We start from the raw sequence: 17,061 nt of genomic DNA, 5'->3' as shown, positions 1-17,061 counted from the left end.
GTGTCAAAATTACAACAACGACTAATGCGTGAACTTCAACAAAATCGCAATATAAAGATTGTCAAAACCGCTGAATGGTGTATTCCTATTCGAACGGTCAGTGTGACCTATGAGCCAGTTAGGCGTTCAACAATGGATGTTTTAATGACTATGTTACTGTTAAGTATTCAGGAGGCTGATTTTGGAAGTGCCCAGGAATTGAGTGAGCTATTACTGGTCGACCCGCTATTTATTGATGACTTAGTTTCTTTAATGATTCGCGTAAATCTTGTAAAGAGCGAGGAACAGTTTTATAGGCTAACTGAAAAAGGGCAACAGCAGCTAGAACGGGGGATTTTTGAAGAGGAGTTAGAAGTAGAAACATCTACACTTTACTTTAGCCCCTGCCACCAATCATTTCTCACAATTGATACAAATAATGATGAATATGATGAATTACCAGAGCTATACCGTTATATCGATAAAGAGGCTGAACAACAGGAGCAGTTTGAGGAGTCGCTAGTGATAGCTGCATTACAAGAAGTGAACGCAGAGGGGGAAGAGAACTCCCAAAAAATCATCTCAAAAATTGTTCAAACAGAAGCCCAACAAATTAATGATAGTCCATGTTTAGAATTTGTTCTTTATGATAGGGAGCAGGATCTACTCTTTGTACGAGTGTGGAATACATTACTTAATCAATGGGATCATCATTTAGAGCAACAGCTTACAGACAAAGAACAGTTAACATGGCGTGAGCAATATTTAACTTAATTCAACTGGTATTCAAAAGCCAGAACAAAAACGAACGTGGACACACGTTCGTTTTTGTTTTTATATGATAAATCATAAAGATGGGTAAGAAATTTATAAAATCGTTTCGATAAAATGTGGCATTAGCATATATTACTTTATGAAAAGGAGGGGACAGATGTTAACGATTAGTTTATGTATGATTGTTAGAAACGCACAATGTACGATTGAAAGATGCTTAGATTCGGTTCAGCATATAGTGGATGAGATTAATATCATTGATACAGGATCGACTGATCGTACGAAGGATATTGTCCAAAGTTATACCTCTCGAATTTACGATTTTCCCTGGTGTGATCATTTTGCCAAGGCACGAAATTTCTCCTTTCAACAGGCAACAAAGGATTATATTTTATGGCTCGATGCAGATGACGTCATGACACAGGAAGACCAGCACAAGTTGAGTCAACTAAAGCACTCTTTATATCCATCTGTTGATGCTGTAACGATGGATTATTACCTAACGCTTGATCAAGATGGCGTAGTGGAGTGTAGTGAACGAAAGTATCGTCTTGTAAAAAGAGCGAATCATTTTCAATGGGAGGGAGCTGTCCATGAAAATTTAAAGGTATCTGGTCAGCTCTATCATAGTGATATCGCTGTCACGCACTTACCAGTAAAAAAAGATATTCATCGTCCTATTCGTATTTATGAGGGGTTAATAAGGGAGGGACATTCGCTTTCAGCAAGAGACATATTTTATTATGCGAATGAATTGAAACAACATCAACGTTATGTGGAGGCGATTAATCAATATCATCTATTTTTGGATAGCGATATAGGTACTACAGATGATCGTATTGAGGCTTGTTTACATGTAGGGGAGTGCTATCGTCGACTACACGATGATCAACAAGCACAGCAAGCTATTTTGCAATCCTTCTTATATGATCGACCAAAGCCAGAAGCATGTTGCCGTATGGGCCAATTTTTTATGGAGCAATCAAAACATAAAGAGGCTATTTACTGGTATTCTCAAGCTTTGCAACAAGCTCCTGTCTATTCAATGACGATCCAAAAACGTTGTTACTCCACATGGCTTCCTCATTTACAATTAAGTCTGTTATATAGGGAGCTACGGTTATTTGAAAATGCCTATCAGCATAATCTAGAGGCACAAAAATGGAAACCAAACCATCCCGAAATAAAGGATAACGAAAAATACTTACGCAATCAATTAGGGGTATAAATCCTTTTATTGGAAAGGTGCATCAATAAACAGGACATAAATAGCTTGGCCAATTAATACAGATACACCAACAACAATCGTCATAAAAATCACATTACGTGGTCTAAAATTTTTTGCCTCCATTAAAAACCTCCTTTAAGATAGAATATTCAGTCAATTCAAGATATGTTTAGATGGAATGAATATGCATAAGAAAAGAGCAAATTCACACTAAATGTGAATTTGCTCTTGTTCATTAATCAAGCTTTAACCCTTTCAATGCTTCAGCAAGGGCGTTGTTTACAGGCTCTTCATCTTTTTGTTGTTTTAAATACTTTTGTACGGAGCGTTTATCAACCTTGCCTCCGCCTTCTTTTTTCCGTCTTGCCTCAAAGGCCGATAATTTTTCACGATAACCACATTTACACACAAAAATTTGACCATCGCCTTCTCCACGAAGCTCTAATTTTTTATGGCATTGAGGACAGCGTGCATTTGTAGTACGTGAGACATTTTTACGATGACCACATTCACGATCTTGGCAAACAAGCATTTTTCCTTTTTTGCCATTCACCTCGAGCATCGGTTTACCACAATCTGGGCAGGATTTAGTAGAGATATTATCATGCTTATACTTTTTGTCACTACCTTTAATGTCCGTAACAATTTCCTTCGTATAATTTTTCATCTCGCTAATAAATACATCCTTTTTTAGCTTGCCCTTTGCAATAAGCTCAAGTTTTTGCTCCCAATCTGCTGTGAGCGCAGGTGATTTTAATTCCTCTGGCACTAAGTCGAGTAGTTGACGACCTTTAGAGGTAATATAAATATCCTTGCCACCACGCTTTTCAATTAAGAAAGAATTAAAAAGCTTATCAATAATGTCAGCACGTGTTGCCACTGTACCAAGACCACCCGTAGATTTTAATGTGTCGGCTAATTTTTTATCACTCGTTGCCATATATTTTGCTGGGTTTTCCATGGCTGATAACAAAGTGGCTTCATTAAAATGAGCAGGTGGCTTTGTTTGACCAGATGTTTGAGCAAGAAGTTTTATTTTTAAAATATCTCCTTTATCAATACGGGGAAGTATTTGTTCCTTTACATCATCTGATGTGTCCTCATCCTCGAAGCGATGTTCATACACTTCCTTCCAGCCAGCTAATAAAATCGTTTTTCCACGAGCAATAAAACTTTCTTCGCCAATTTTTGCACGAAGTGTTAGCTGTTCATATTCAAAAGCTGGCAGTAGCACAGCTAGGAAACGCTTTACAACTAGATCATAAATTTTACGTTCTTTATCCGAGAAAGCAGAATAATTCACATAGCCCTCTGTTGGAATAATCGCGTGGTGATCAGATACCTTGCTATCATCGACAAAGGCTTTTGTTGGCTTGATTGGTTTAGTAAGCAGTTTGTTGGCGATGGAGCGATATTCACCTATACCACAAGCCTTTAAGCGTTCAGGTATTGTGGCTACAATGTCTTGAGAAATAAAGCGAGAATCCGTACGTGGATAAGTTAATACTTTATGTTGCTCATATAGCTTTTGCATAATATTCAATGTTTCTTTCGCTGAGTAGCCAAAGATTTTATTGGCATCACGCTGTAATTCAGTTAAATCATAGAGACCTGGGGCAAATGTTTTTTTAGGTTTTTTTTCAATGTCAGCGACGATGGCATGGCTATTTCCTAGTTTTCTTACCAACGTATCTATTTTTTCTTTATCAAAGCTACGACTATTACCATTTTGGTCTTGCCAAGTGAGCTTCAAGTTGTCCGTTGTTTGTGCTTCAATCCCATAATAAGTTTGTGCTTTAAAGTTTTTAATTTCATCTTCGCGCGTCGCAATTATTGCTACAGTTGGTGTTTGTACACGTCCACAGTTCAGCTGTGCGTTAAAGCGGGTAGTTAAAGCACGAGTAGCATTGAGCCCGATATACCAATCTGCCTCAGAACGAGCTACAGCAGAGGCATAAAGATTATCATAGGCTTTGCCTGGCTTTAGATTAGCAAAGCCATCTTTTATTGCCTTATCTGTTACAGAGGAAATCCATAAGCGTTTTAGTGGCTTTTTGATCTTCACCTTATCGAGTATCCAGCGAGCTACTAATTCACCCTCACGTCCAGCATCTGTTGCAATGATAATTTCGTTTACATCATTGCGTGTAAGCTGACTTTTGACCGCATTAAATTGTTTCCCAGTTTGTTTGATAACTGTTAATTTTAAGCGTTCAGGTAGCATTGGTAAATCTTCAAGATTCCACGTTTTATATTTCACATCATAACTTTCAGGGTCAGCTAGTGTGACAAGATGTCCAAGCGCCCAAGTAACGATATACTTATCTCCTTCAAGGAAACCATTTCCCTTTTTATTACACTTCAGTACACGTGCAATGTCACGTGCTACAGAAGGTTTTTCAGCGATTACTACGCTCTTTGCCATTGTTAACACCCTTTCATAGTTCCATGGTTTTAAATATAGCATAGGTTGAGTGGGTTGGCAGTTGAACTGTAGCGAAATTTGCTAAATGTCGATGAAAAGAGTAAACATGTCAGACTTGGAGTTGTTACAGTACTGAAAATAGAAATTTCAGAAAAAACATTGAATTCAGAAAATAAATGTGCTAGGCTAGTGTACATAAAATGAAGCGGAGACTTCAAATATTAATAAAAAAAGGATGCACTTCTTTTATGGGGAATCAAACAATTCAGCAAATGATTCAGGAGAAATATCAAGAGTTGTCCAAAAGTCAGCAAAAGGTAGCTACATTCATATTAAAAAATTTACAGATAGTAGGAGTTCACTCCGCTTCATATGTAGGGGAAAAGGCTGGCGTAAGTGAAACGACAGTTATTCGCTTTTGTTACGCATTAGGCTTATCTGGTTATGCACAATTGCAACGTCAGGTGACAATGCATTTATTTAATAAAGGAAATGAAAGTAGTTTACAAAATTATTTGCAATCTAAGCAGGCTTTTTTTGAAAATCCACGTTTTTATGTAAAGACTATGGAAAAGGATGCATCTCGCATTTTATATATGGCTAAAAACATTGATGAGGAAGATTTTAATCGAGCTTCAGTATTGCTCCATGAGAAGAAAAAAATATATATTGCAGGGATTGGCTCCTCTCATTTAGCTGCACAATGGTTCCACTTTACACTAAATCTTTTGCGACCAAATGTTGTACTGTTAAATTTTGAGACAAGTGAGGTCATACGTGCAATCCAAGAGATTGATGAGGATAGCGTAGTTATTATTTTATCGTTCCACCGTTACTTTAAAGAACCGATCCAATTTGCAGCTGAAATACAAGAAAAAAAATGCGAAATTATCGGCATTACGGATTCACAAATTGCACCTATTACCCAATATGCAACCATTACCTTTGTGAACGAACAACAACAAGAAGTGTCCACAATAGATGCTATGCCAGCACTTATAGCATTTTTAAATACTCTAATAGCAGGAATGACTGCACAAAATCATGACTACTATGAAAATCAGCGCGTAAAATATGATGATTTCGAAAATAGCTTTTTAGCAAACCGATGGAGTTGACTACTATGAACCAAGTTTTACAAGAGTTACAGCCACGTCTGGCAGATATTTTTAAACATTTACATGAACATCCAGAAGTTAGCTGGCAAGAACATAATACAACACAATATATAGCAAATTTATTGAGAGAAGCCCAAATGGAGCCGCATCTTTTTGAAGATATGACAGGGCTTTATGTTGATATTGGTAATGGAATACCTAAAGTAGGGTTTCGCACGGATATAGATGCGCTTTGGCAGGAGGTTAATGGTGTCTTTCAAGCTAACCATTCTTGTGGACATGATGGTCATATGACGATAGCTATTGGGACTGCATTGCTGTTAAAGGATATGGAGCATCTACTTTCAGGTGCTGTACGCATTCTATTTCAACCTGCTGAGGAAAAGGCCCAAGGAGCGCGGGCATTTGTCGAAAAAGGTATTATGGATGATTTAGAATATTTATTCGGTGTTCATGTTCGACCATTAAAGGAATTACAGGATGGGGCGTATGCGCCTGCATTGTATCATGGAGCAGCAAAGCTTTTTACAGGGACCATTATTGGGGAGGAGGCACATGGCGCACGACCAGAACTTGCCATTAATGCAATTGAAGTCGGAGCAGCTATTGTCGAAGGTCTTCAAAAAATTTGGACGGATCCAAATATCTCTGCCTCTGTCAAAATGACACAATTTAATGCAGGAGGCACCTCTACAAATATCATCCCTGGTAAAGCAACTTTTAGTATTGATGCACGAGCTCAAACAAATGAAGTGATGCAAGTAATCACAGAGGGCGTGGAGCGTGTAAAAGCATCTGTTGAAGCGATGTATGGAGCCAAGATATTTTTACAGGTAGATGCCCATATAGTAGCAGCGGTAGTGAATGATGAAGCCTTACAGCATATGAAGGCAGCTATTATTGATGTAGTTGGAGAAAAGGCTTGTGCTTCACCAATTGTGACACCAGGAGGGGAGGATTTTCATTTTTATACCTATGAACGTCCAAAGCTTAAAGCAACAATGCTTGGATTAGGTTGCGGGGTTACTCCAGGCTTACATCATCCTCAAATGACCTTTAATCAAGATCGGCTTTTAATAGGTGTAAATATTATGACAAAAGCTATTTTGAGAGCATTATAAAGAATAGAAAGAAGAGATAGGTATGATAGATATTAGGGAAATCAAAACAATAGAACAACTTGAGCAAGTTCAGCAATTAGAGTTTGATGTGTGGGGAATGCCTGCTATTCCTCTCCACCAAACGCTTACAGCAGTGAAAAATGGGGGCATCGTTGTAGGAGCCTATCAAGAAGATAAATTAGTTGGTTTTAGTTATGGTTTTTCGGGTTTTCGACAAGGCAAAAGCTATCTATGCTCTCATATGTTAGGGATTGATGAAAAATATCGATCCCTTGGCATAGGTGAAAAGTTAAAGTACAAACAGCGAGCAATTGCTATTGATCGAGGCTATGATTTAATGGTGTGGACATTTGACCCCCTTGAAACCCGGAATGCTTATCTTAATCTATCTAAATTAAAAGGTATTTGTTATACCTATATTGAAAATTGCTACGGTGAAATGCAGGATGGCTTAAATAAAGGGCTTCCTTCTGATCGATTTGAGGTAAGCTGGCATTTAACTTCAGATTATGTGGTGAACAATACTGTAATAGAAGTAGCAAATGCAATACCTGTGGCAAGCTGTGAACTTACAAAGCAAGGTTTATTATGCTTAAAAATAACTGAAAATTTAAAATTTACTGAAGATTTTTATACGCTACCTGTACCTAAGGACTTTCAAGCTTTAAAAGTACAAAATCCTAGCTTAGCATTGGATTGGCGTTTCAAAACAAGAAATATACTAAAGCAGCTATTTTCAGCAGGCTATACCGCTATTCTATTGCAACAACAAGAATACTTTAACGAATATGTTTTAGTGAAAAAAGCAGCTTTAAATTTGGAAGGGGTAAATTAATATGAAAATGTCAGAAATCACAATACGACAATTGAAGATGAAGTTAAAAGCACCGTTTACAACAAGCTTTGGCACGTTTGAAGAGAGAGACTTTTTAGTCCTTGAGGCTAAAGATGAATCCGGGTTAATTGGTTGGGGAGAATCGGTTGCTTTTCATTCACCTTGGTACAATGAAGAAACACTTCAAACAAACTGGCATATGCTCGAAGATTTCCTAATTCCTCTTATTTTAAATAAAGAGATTCATCACCCAGATGAAGTGAGCCAATTATTTGAGCCAATTCGCAAAAACAATATGGCAAAATCAACGATTGAAGGAGCTATTTGGGATATATATGCGCAGCAAACTGGCCAATCCCTAGCAGCAGCACTTGGTGGTAAAAAGGATGAAATTGAAGTAGGTATTAGTATTGGAATACAAAATTCAATCGAGGAGTTAGTTGCGTTAGTTGACGGCTATGTAAAGGAAGGCTATAAACGCATGAAAATTAAAATAAAACCAGGCTGGGATGTAGAGGTTATGCGTACATTAAGGGAAATATTTCCTGATGTAGCCTTTATGGCTGATGCAAATTCAGCCTACCGTCTAGAAGATGCAGAAACATTGAAACAACTTGATGCATTTCAGTTAACAATGATTGAGCAACCACTTGCTTCAGATGACATTATCGATCATGCTTCATTGCAAAAATTACTTGAAACGCCAATTTGTTTGGACGAAAGTATCCATTCGTTAGAAGATGCACGGAAGGCTGTCGAGTTAGGGAGCACAAAAATTATTAATATAAAAATTGGTCGTGTAGGTGGCTTAACAGAAGCAAAAAAAATACATGATTATTGTGAGGCCCATAACATCCCTGTATGGTGCGGAGGCATGTTGGAATCTGGTATTGGTCGTGCACACAATGTAGCCTTAACAACATTATCGAATTTTATATTGCCGGGAGATACTGCTGGATCAAATCGTTATTGGGAAAAGGATATTATTGAACCAGAAGTAGTTGTAAAAGGTGGTTATATTGAAGTACCACAGCAAGTAGGAATAGGTTATGAAATAAATAGGGAAACGGTTAATTCCTTAACAGTCGCACAGAAAACATATCAATAAATAGGCTTCAGTTTCAAATATTAGAATAGTAGGTGTTCTATGAAAAAAAGTTGGCAGATAGGTGGAGCATTTGTAGGCTTAATTGTTGGAGCAGGGTTTGCATCGGGTCAGGAAATTATGCAGTATTTTACAAGCTTTGGTTTGTACAGTATTATAGGTGCCATTGTCGCCACAATTGCTTTTGCATTTTTAGGGATGAGTTTAGCGCAATTAGGGACCGATCTACAAACAACATCACATAAAGAGGTTATCTATCATATTGGTGGACGATATGTTGGTATTATTTTAGATATCGTCATCACGTTTTTCTTATTTGGTGTCGCTGTTGTCATGTTTGCTGGATCAGGCTCGACATTTCATCAAATGTTTGGCATCAATCCAATGGTCGGCAGTATTTTTATGGTCGTTATAACCATACTAACATTACTATTAAATGTTAATAATATTATTAATTTGATAGCATTGGTGACTCCTTATTTAATGGGTATAATTTTTATTATTTTGATTTATTCTATTTTTACAATGGACTTATCCATTGCAGAGCAAAATACTTTAGCAAAAGCACAACCGTCTGCAGCGTCCAATTGGCTAATGGGAGCGCTACTTTATGTCTCCTATAATATCGCTGCGGGTGCAGCCATGTTAATTGTGATGGGTGGAACAGTAACAGATCGCAAAGTTGCTGGTAGAGGTGGACTACTTGGCGGTATAATGCTAGGTATTTTAATCGTACTCATCAATATAGCAATGTTTTCTAAAATAAATGTTGTCGATGGAGTAGCAATGCCAACATTAGAATTAGCAAAACAAATTCACCCTATAGTAGGAGTCTTAATGTCCATCGCTTTATTAGGCATGATGTACAATACTGCGGTGGGGATGTTCTATTCATTTACAGTTCGTTTTATTGCACCAGACCATAAATATTTTAAAGTGGGTATTGTAGTTATTGGATTAATAGGTTTTGCTGCAAGTTTAGTAGGATTTACTACATTGGTTGGTAAAGTCTATTCAACAATGGGCTACTTAGGTTTTGCGTTAATTATTGCTGTTATTATTTCATGGCTACGTAAACTACCGAAAGTTTTATAAAGAGGAATTTTTCCCTTGTGTTAAAACGAGGGGAATTTTTTTGTATTTTGTAATGAAAACAAAATGTACATCATACAGTTAATTTGTGTTCGTGAAATCGTTGAATGCTGTTTTAAGTAAACGTTATGCTCGAAATTATAGAAAAAAGCTATTTGTTGCTAGACACCAAATTTTGAGAATGCTATATTTATGTTGTCATAGTATTTTTATAATTAGGAAAAAATAGAATAATCTATGGATTTGAGTAGTTTTTCCTGATTATAAGGAGTGATGGAGTATAGAGCTAGATGAAGGATGATAGGTGCTTATGGTAAAGAAAACGTTAAAACAAAGAATTGTAGAAGCTTCAGTTGAATTGTTTCAGCAAGATGGTTATCACAATGTAACGGTGGATCGCATTGTGGATTATATTGGGGCATCAAAGGGTGGATTTTATCATAATTTTAAATCAAAAGATGAACTGTTATATGAAATTCATGATGTCTTTATTTCATATGTTATTCAACAATCACAGGATGCATATGACAAATACGATACACCTATTAAACGTCTATGTGCCATGCTGCAAACGCTGACACAAGTGTTCGATATGTATCAAGCACATATTACGATTTTTTATGAAGAGAGTCGTTCACTCTCAGATGAATATAGTGATATTATTCATAAAAAACGAGATCACTATCGAGACATCTTGCAAAAAGTAATAGCAGAGGGCCAGGAAGCAAAGGTTTTTCGTACAGAATTACCTTGTACGATTGTCACGATGGCAATTGTCGGGATGATTAACTGGACATACAAATGGTTTAAGCAATCGGGGCCATTAACAATGGAGCAAATCACAGATGTTTTTACTGATATGGTATTGCGTGCTATTGTGACGGAACAAGCAATGGATGAAGCTAAACAATTTATGATAAAGGGGTAGCCAGTAGGAAACACTGGTTTTATTATTTGTTTTTACAAACCGACTAGTCGGTATTTATCTGTAAGTGACGATCATTGAATTCCATCTATTATGGCAAATTTGACATTAGGGGGATTAGGGATGAATTTTGAATTAACAAAAGAGCAAGAGATGATTCGTGACATGGTGCGAGATTTTGCTGAAAAAGAGATTAAACCGTATGCTCGTGAGGTTGATGAGACATCAACAATGAGAATAGAGAGCTTTAAGAAGATGGCAGAACTAGGCTTATTGGGTATCCCATTTCCTGAAGAATATGGCGGCTCAGGTGGAGATACGGTGTCCTATGCTTTAGCTGTTGAGGAAATTGGTCGTGCATGTGGGGGGACAGGACTAAGCTATGCAGCTGCTGTTAGCTTAGGAGCTTCACCAATTTACAACTTCGGCACAGAGGAACAAAAGCAGGAATGGCTAGTTCCATTAGCAAAAGGTGAGACATTAGGATCATTCGGTTTAACAGAGCCTAATGCAGGTTCAGATGCTGGTGGCACACGTACTACAGCCGTTATTGATGGCGATGACTATGTTATTAACGGAGAAAAATGCTGGATTACCAATGCAGGGTACGCTCGACAAATTATTGTAACTGCAGTAACGGGTAAACGTGAAGATGGTAAAAAAATTATTTCCTCTATTATTGTGCCAACAAACACACCAGGTGTAACGATTAACTGTAATTATGACAAAATGGGTGTACGTGGCTCCAATACATGTGAAATTGTGTTGCAAAATGTTCGTGTCCCTAGAGCAAATCTATTAGGGGATGAAAAACGAGGCTTTAGCCAGTTTTTAAACACACTAGATGGTGGGCGTATTTCTATTGCCGCGCTATCTGTGGGGATTGCACAGGCTGCCTATGAAAAAGCATTGAAGTTTGCGCAGGAGCGTGAACAATTTGGTGCACCTATTTCGAAGCTACAGGCGATCCAATTTAAATTAGCCGATATGGCGATGGAAATAGAGCTTGCTCGTACATTAGTACATAAAGCGGCATGGCTAAAAGATCACAAGAAACCATTTGGCAAAGAAGCGGCGATGGCTAAACTATTTGCTTCTGAAATGGGTTTCCGTACATGTAATCAAGCTATCCAAATTCATGGTGGCTCTGGGTATATGAAGGAATACGATGTAGAACGCCATTTACGTGACATTAAGTTAATGGAAATCGGTGAAGGAACATCTGAAATTCAACGTCTCGTCATTTCTCGTCTAATTGGCTGTTAATCATAATCAATTATGCCTTGGCATAATTGTGTCCGGAATTGGCTTTGTGCTTGCACAAAGCAGTCCTTTCCGATTCCGTGACACCCGCTGAACAGTAGCTTAAATCAGCACTCATCTCACCATCTATAAAGGTGGGAGACTTCTGCTGAAAGAAGTTAAATAGCATGAATAAGGGGGATCTTCATGGCAGAGCTTGTGTATCAAACCATTGGTCAGTTGCTAGATGAACAATCTAAAAAGTATCCGCAAAACGAAGCGTTGGTCTATGCTGATAGGGGTTTACGCATGACTTATGAGCAACTAAATCGTCAAGCACGACTCGTGGCGAGAGGTTTAATGGCTTTAGGAATTGAAAAAGGTGACCATATCGCAGTATGGACAACAAATGTGCCTGAGTGGGTGCAGCTTCAATTTGGTACGGGGAAGATGGGTGCTCCTATCGTTACGGTAAATACCAATTATCGTGCAAGCGAGTTGGAGTATCTATTAAAACAATCTGATGCCAAAACGATTTTTTTAGTTGAAAATTATCGAGACCATTCTTTTATTCATACACTGCAAGAGTTATGTCCAGAGCTTGAACATTGTGAACCAGGTAATTTGCAATCAAAGCGACTACCTTTATTAAAAAATGTTATTTTAATCGGCGAAACCAAATATCCAGGTGTACTCAATTGGTCAGATGTTTTGACTGCTGCTGAGCAAGTAACCGAGGAACAGCTAGATCAAAGAGAGCAATCTCTTCATTATGATGATGTCATTAATATTCAATATACATCTGGTACAACAGGCTTTCCTAAAGGTGTGATGTTAACGCATTTTAATTTAGTCAATAATGCAGTCAACATTGCAGAATGTATGCAGTTAACTGCAGAAGATCGTTTATGTATCCCAGTGCCATTTTTCCACTGCTTTGGTTGTGTCATAGGGACATTAGCCATTACAACGAGTGGCGGCACGATGGTACCAGTACAAGAATTTTCACCTGAAGAAGTACTAAGGACCGTTCAGCAAGAACGATGTACAGCATTACATGGCGTGCCAACGATGTTCATTAGCGAACTTAATTTACCGAATTTTGCGTCTTTCGATCTGTCAACTTTACGGACAGGAGTAATGGCGGGTTCAAACTGCCCAATTGAGGTCATGAAAGCAGTCATAGAGAAAATGGGCATGAAAGATATTACAATCTGCTATGGCCAAACGGAATCATCACCAGTTATTACACAAACTAGAACGGATGACCCGTTAACATTAAAAGTGGAAACGGTTGGTCGTGCGTTACCAAATTTAGAAGTGAAAATTGTTGTTCCTGGTACGACTGAGGAGGCCCCAACAAATGAACAAGGGGAGCTATGTACAAGAGGCTACCATGTCATGAAGGGCTACTATAAAAACCAAGAGGAAACAGAGCTTGCTATTGATGAGGCTGGCTGGCTGCATACTGGAGATTTAGCAACGATGGATGAAGCGGGCTATATCCGTGTAACTGGACGGTTGAAAGATATGATTATTCGTGGAGGCGAAAATTTATATCCGAGGGAGATTGAGGAGTTTCTTTACACGCATCCGAAAATTTCAGACGTACAGGTTGCTGGTGTCCCTGACCCTGTATATGGAGAAGAGGCGGCAGCTTGGATCATTTTAAAAGATGGCGAACAGGCAACAGAGGAAGAAATTCGAGATTATTGTAGGGACAAAATTTCTAGACATAAAATTCCGCGACATATTTTCTTTATCGATAACTATCCTATGACTGCATCTGGAAAAGTTCAAAAATATAAATTACGAGAAGATTTTGTTATGACCGTAAAGTAAGGAGGGGCAGTGACTATGTTCAACAAGGTATTAATTGCAAATCGTGGGGAGATTGCTAGACGGGTAATCAGAACATGCAAGCGTCTAAATATTCATACGGTTGCTATTTACTCAGAGGCAGATGTTGATAGCTTACATGTAAAAGATGCGGATGAAGCTTATTGTGTAGGGAAGCCACCCGTTGCACAAAGCTATTTAAACATTGACCGCATTCTTGAAATTGCAAAAGAGAGTGGCGCAGAGGCTGTTCATCCAGGCTATGGTTTACTATCGGAGAATGTGAATTTTGCGAAACGTTGTACAGAGGCGGGTTTAGTCTTTATCGGACCAAGTGCGGAAGTCATTGCGTCAATGGGCAGTAAATTAGAGGCACGTAAAACAATGAAAGCTGCTGGCGTGCCTATTGTAGAAGGAGTAGAGGCTCCTGTGAAGGATGTTGCAGAAGCTACTGAAATCGCTGAACGTTTAGGTTATCCAATTATGTTAAAAGCATCTGCTGGCGGTGGTGGTATTGGGATGCAGCTAGTTGACAATGCTGAGGAGCTGGCTAAAGCATTTGAGGGAAATCAAAAGCGTGCGCAATCATTTTTCGGTGATGGCACGATGTATATGGAGCGTTTTATCGCTAATCCTCACCATGTGGAAGTGCAAATAATTGCCGATCACCAAGGCAATATAGTTCCGTTATTTGAACGGGAATGCTCTATTCAACGAAGAAATCAAAAAGTGGTGGAAGAAGCCCCATCACCGTTCATTTCACAAGAGACAAGAGATAAGATGCTAGAGGCTTCAGTGAAGGCTGTGAGACACATTGGATACGTCAATGCTGGAACGATCGAGTATTTGGTGGATAAAGATCAAAACTTTTACTTCTTAGAAATGAATACAAGATTACAGGTAGAGCATCCAGTCACAGAGGAAATTACAAAGCTTGATTTAGTAGAAGAGCAATTAAAAATTGCGGCAAAACTACCTCTTTCATTTACTAGGGAAAGTATTGCTAAAGATGGGCATGCGATTGAAGTACGTATATACGCAGAGAATCCCTCCACATTTTTCCCTTCTCCAGGTACCATTACGGTTCTTGAATTACCAACAGGCGAAGGGGTTCGACATGAATGTGGTGTAGAGACAGGTTCAGCAGTTACACCATTCTATGATCCAATGATTAGTAAATTGGTGGTGTGGGGAGAAACAAGGGAGATTGCCTGTGAGAGATTAATTCAAGCACTGAAAGCGTATAAAGTGGAGGGTATTCAAACGAATATTCCGATGCTGTTAAAAACCGTTACACATGAACAATTTTTAAAAGGGAATACAACGACTAAATTTGTAGAGCAATATTATTTACCGCAATTAGCAGAAACAAAATAACAACTTTCATACATTCGTGCTTCTTTGAAGGGCGAATGTATGACTAAAATTAGGAGTGAAGGATAATGGCAACAGTAAAAGCAAGTATGGCAGGTACAGTGTGGAAAATCGTCGTAACAGAAGGAGAGAAAGTGACGGCAGGCCAAGATGTAGCTATTTTAGAATCGATGAAAATGGAAATTCCGATTGCAGCAGAAGAGGATGGCGTGGTAACGAAGATCATTGCCAATGAGGGAGACTTCATTAACGTTGATGATGATATTTTAGAAATTGAATAAGAGGAGGCTTCTTTAATGCAGCTACCTAAGCATGTCATGATCAAAGAAGTTGGTCCCCGTGATGGTTTACAAAACGAAAAAACGCATATTACAACTGTTGATAAAATACAATTAGTGAATTTATTGAGCCAAACAGGACTAACTTACATTGAAGTGACTTCATTTGTTCATCCGAAATGGATACCTCAATTGGCAGATGCTGTTGAGGTTCTTCAAGCTATTAAACGGCAGAAGGATATTACTTATGCAGCGCTTGTACCTAATATGCGTGGCTTAGAACGTGCATTACAGGCTGAAGTAGACGAAGTAAGTATTTTTATGTCTGCTAGTGAAAGTCATAATCAAAGCAATATTAATAAAACCATTGACGATACATTTCCTATATTAGAGGAAGTAGTAATAGGGGCTAAGGCTGCAAAGAAAAAAGTTCGAGGGTATATCTCAACGGTTATTGGCTGTCCATATGAGGGGTATATACATCCTGACAAAGTACTACGTGTAACAGATAAATTATTGGAAATGGGTGTGGCTGAAATATCGCTTGGTGACACAATTGGTGTTGGCGTGCCAACGCAGGTTGAGTATCTTTTAGAGGCATTATTAAAAAGATACGATGCTGAAAATTTTGCCATGCATTTTCATGACACACGTGGGACAGCGCTAGCCAATATTATGAAATCCTTAGAGATGGGTATGACCAAGTTTGATAGTGCGCTTGGCGGATTAGGGGGCTGTCCATATGCTAAAGGAGCTTCAGGGAATGTAGCTACAGAGGATTTATTATATTTATTCGATGAGATGGGCATTGAAACAGGAATAGATCGACAGAAAGTGCTAGAGGCAGCACTCTTTATTGAAGAGAAATTAGGCAAAGCGGTTGCATCGAAGCAAATGGCTATTGTCCGTAATGAAAGGAGTGCAAACCAACGATGACACAACTTGTTCGTTTGGAATTACTAGAGGGCAGCATTGGACTGATTACCCTAACAAGACCAGAAGCTGCAAATGCTATGTCTGTTCAGTTACTTCGTGAGCTGTCCAACATGCTCGATCAAATCAATGGAGATCCAGCAGTGCGTGTTGTCCTACTGACAGGTGCAGGAGAAAAGGCATTTTGTGCAGGAGCAGATTTAAAAGAACGTAAAGGAATGGCTGATCGACAAGTGAAGCAAATCGTACAGTTGATTGGTGCGACTGTGGCAAAAGTTGAGACACTTGCTCAGCCTGTCATTGCTGTACTAAATGGGGTAGCATTTGGCGGTGGATTGGAGCTGGCATTAGCTTGTGATCTACGTATTGCCGCTACACATGCAAAGCTTGGTTTAACAGAAACATCACTCGGTATTATCCCAGGTGCTGGAGGAACACAACGACTTCCACGACTAATTGGCCTTGGCAAAGCAAAGGAATTAATTTATACAGCACGTAGGTTGAGTGCGGCGGAAGCCAAAGATTATGGCATTGTTGAGTATGTTTATGAGGAACATGAGGTAATGGAAAAGGCACAACAACTTGCGCTAGAAATGGCAAAAAATGCACCACTCTCTCTAGTGCAAGCTAAAGTCGCAATCAATCAGGGTGTTGAGGTAGATTTAGCTACCGGGTTAAAAATTGAATCACTAGCATATAGTGCACTGATCCCAACAGAAGACCGATTAGAGGGCTTGTTAGCCTTCCAAGAGAAGCGAGCGCCACAATATTCAGGGAAATAAAGCGCTAAAAA

General features: G+C 38.7%; 15 protein-coding genes. 14 read left to right on the top strand and 1 reads right to left on the bottom strand.

Features of this window, described 5'->3' with window-relative positions; translation table 11 throughout:
- Both CRI88_RS05935 and CRI88_RS05930 read left to right on the top strand, forming a co-directional pair.
- Entirely contained in the window at positions 1-753 is a 753-nt protein-coding gene (locus CRI88_RS05935; protein WP_036117511.1) for a hypothetical protein, read from the top strand.
- Positions 754-910: 157 nt separating this feature from the next.
- Positions 911-1,981 (top strand): glycosyltransferase family 2 protein, encoded by a 1,071-nt coding sequence (locus CRI88_RS05930; RefSeq protein WP_101966478.1) that lies wholly within the window; start codon positions 911-913, stop codon positions 1,979-1,981.
- A gap of 235 nt (positions 1,982-2,216) precedes the next feature.
- Here the strand turns inward: CRI88_RS05930 and CRI88_RS05925 are convergent, their stop codons facing one another.
- Positions 2,217-4,406, bottom strand: coding sequence for a DNA topoisomerase III (locus CRI88_RS05925; RefSeq protein ID WP_101966477.1), 2,190 nt, complete (start codon positions 4,404-4,406; stop codon positions 2,217-2,219).
- 248 nt (positions 4,407-4,654) lie between these two features.
- On the opposite strand from CRI88_RS05925, the gene CRI88_RS05920 reads away from it, so the two are divergent.
- The 12 genes from CRI88_RS05920 (at position 4,655) to CRI88_RS05865 (ending at position 17,050) form a co-directional block, all read left to right on the top strand.
- A complete protein-coding gene (locus CRI88_RS05920) occupies positions 4,655-5,524 on the top strand; it encodes a MurR/RpiR family transcriptional regulator (RefSeq protein ID WP_036117502.1) in 870 nt (289 codons plus the stop codon).
- A gap of 5 nt (positions 5,525-5,529) precedes the next feature.
- Positions 5,530-6,645, top strand: coding sequence for a M20 peptidase aminoacylase family protein (locus tag CRI88_RS05915; protein WP_101966476.1), 1,116 nt, complete (start codon positions 5,530-5,532; stop codon positions 6,643-6,645).
- A 22-nt stretch (positions 6,646-6,667) separates the two neighbouring features.
- The gene (locus tag CRI88_RS05910; protein ID WP_036117498.1) at positions 6,668-7,480 is read left to right on the top strand and encodes a GNAT family N-acetyltransferase; all 813 of its coding nucleotides are present in this window, start codon (positions 6,668-6,670) and stop codon (positions 7,478-7,480) included.
- 1 nt (position 7,481) lies between these two features.
- A complete protein-coding gene (gene menC, locus CRI88_RS05905; protein WP_101966475.1) occupies positions 7,482-8,588 on the top strand; it encodes an o-succinylbenzoate synthase in 1,107 nt (368 codons plus the stop codon).
- Between the two features lie 39 nt (positions 8,589-8,627).
- A complete protein-coding gene (locus tag CRI88_RS05900) occupies positions 8,628-9,680 on the top strand; it encodes a YkvI family membrane protein (RefSeq protein WP_101966474.1) in 1,053 nt (350 codons plus the stop codon).
- Positions 9,681-9,987: 307 nt separating this feature from the next.
- On the top strand, positions 9,988-10,605 hold the full coding sequence (locus CRI88_RS05895) for a TetR/AcrR family transcriptional regulator (RefSeq protein WP_036117492.1): 618 nt from the start codon (positions 9,988-9,990) through the stop codon (positions 10,603-10,605).
- A gap of 120 nt (positions 10,606-10,725) precedes the next feature.
- Positions 10,726-11,868, top strand: a complete 1,143-nt coding sequence (locus CRI88_RS05890; protein ID WP_036117490.1) for an acyl-CoA dehydrogenase — start codon at positions 10,726-10,728, stop codon at positions 11,866-11,868.
- 183 nt (positions 11,869-12,051) lie between these two features.
- Positions 12,052-13,686, top strand: a complete 1,635-nt coding sequence (locus CRI88_RS05885; RefSeq protein ID WP_036117488.1) for an AMP-binding protein — start codon at positions 12,052-12,054, stop codon at positions 13,684-13,686.
- 15 nt (positions 13,687-13,701) lie between these two features.
- On the top strand, positions 13,702-15,060 hold the full coding sequence (locus CRI88_RS05880) for an acetyl-CoA carboxylase biotin carboxylase subunit (RefSeq protein ID WP_036117487.1): 1,359 nt from the start codon (positions 13,702-13,704) through the stop codon (positions 15,058-15,060).
- Between the two features lie 65 nt (positions 15,061-15,125).
- Complete coding sequence (locus tag CRI88_RS05875; RefSeq protein ID WP_004225532.1) at positions 15,126-15,338, top strand: acetyl-CoA carboxylase biotin carboxyl carrier protein subunit; 213 nt, start codon at positions 15,126-15,128, stop codon at positions 15,336-15,338.
- A 15-nt stretch (positions 15,339-15,353) separates the two neighbouring features.
- Positions 15,354-16,271: a hydroxymethylglutaryl-CoA lyase gene (locus tag CRI88_RS05870; protein ID WP_036117483.1), complete on the top strand. Its 918-nt coding sequence runs from the start codon at positions 15,354-15,356 to the stop codon at positions 16,269-16,271.
- Complete coding sequence (locus CRI88_RS05865; protein WP_101966473.1) at positions 16,268-17,050, top strand: enoyl-CoA hydratase; 783 nt, start codon at positions 16,268-16,270, stop codon at positions 17,048-17,050. The genes CRI88_RS05870 and CRI88_RS05865 overlap by 4 nt, the downstream gene beginning before the upstream one ends.
- Positions 17,051-17,061: the final 11 nt, after the last annotated feature.

It is taken from the genome of Lysinibacillus fusiformis, from assembly GCF_002845985.1.
Classification (GTDB): domain Bacteria; phylum Bacillota; class Bacilli; order Bacillales_A; family Planococcaceae; genus Lysinibacillus; species Lysinibacillus fusiformis_D.
Note: the sequence above shows the minus strand (reverse complement) of the source record. Positions and strands in the feature narration are given on the sequence as shown.

Excerpts from the sequence above, each read along its gene's own strand:
- CRI88_RS05930 (WP_101966478.1), top strand. The coding sequence starts at position 911 with ATGTTAACGATTAGTTTATGTATGATTGTTAGAAACGCACAATGTACG.
- CRI88_RS05925 (WP_101966477.1), bottom strand. The coding sequence starts at position 4,406 with ATGGCAAAGAGCGTAGTAATCGCTGAAAAACCTTCTGTAGCACGTGAC.
- CRI88_RS05920 (WP_036117502.1), top strand. The coding sequence starts at position 4,655 with ATGGGGAATCAAACAATTCAGCAAATGATTCAGGAGAAATATCAAGAG.
- CRI88_RS05915 (WP_101966476.1), top strand. The coding sequence starts at position 5,530 with ATGAACCAAGTTTTACAAGAGTTACAGCCACGTCTGGCAGATATTTTT.
- CRI88_RS05910 (WP_036117498.1), top strand. The coding sequence starts at position 6,668 with ATGATAGATATTAGGGAAATCAAAACAATAGAACAACTTGAGCAAGTT.
- menC (WP_101966475.1), top strand. The coding sequence starts at position 7,482 with ATGAAAATGTCAGAAATCACAATACGACAATTGAAGATGAAGTTAAAA.
- CRI88_RS05900 (WP_101966474.1), top strand. The coding sequence starts at position 8,628 with ATGAAAAAAAGTTGGCAGATAGGTGGAGCATTTGTAGGCTTAATTGTT.
- CRI88_RS05895 (WP_036117492.1), top strand. The coding sequence starts at position 9,988 with ATGGTAAAGAAAACGTTAAAACAAAGAATTGTAGAAGCTTCAGTTGAA.
- CRI88_RS05890 (WP_036117490.1), top strand. The coding sequence starts at position 10,726 with ATGAATTTTGAATTAACAAAAGAGCAAGAGATGATTCGTGACATGGTG.
- CRI88_RS05885 (WP_036117488.1), top strand. The coding sequence starts at position 12,052 with ATGGCAGAGCTTGTGTATCAAACCATTGGTCAGTTGCTAGATGAACAA.
- CRI88_RS05880 (WP_036117487.1), top strand. The coding sequence starts at position 13,702 with ATGTTCAACAAGGTATTAATTGCAAATCGTGGGGAGATTGCTAGACGG.
- CRI88_RS05875 (WP_004225532.1), top strand. The coding sequence starts at position 15,126 with ATGGCAACAGTAAAAGCAAGTATGGCAGGTACAGTGTGGAAAATCGTC.
- CRI88_RS05870 (WP_036117483.1), top strand. The coding sequence starts at position 15,354 with ATGCAGCTACCTAAGCATGTCATGATCAAAGAAGTTGGTCCCCGTGAT.
- CRI88_RS05865 (WP_101966473.1), top strand. The coding sequence starts at position 16,268 with ATGACACAACTTGTTCGTTTGGAATTACTAGAGGGCAGCATTGGACTG.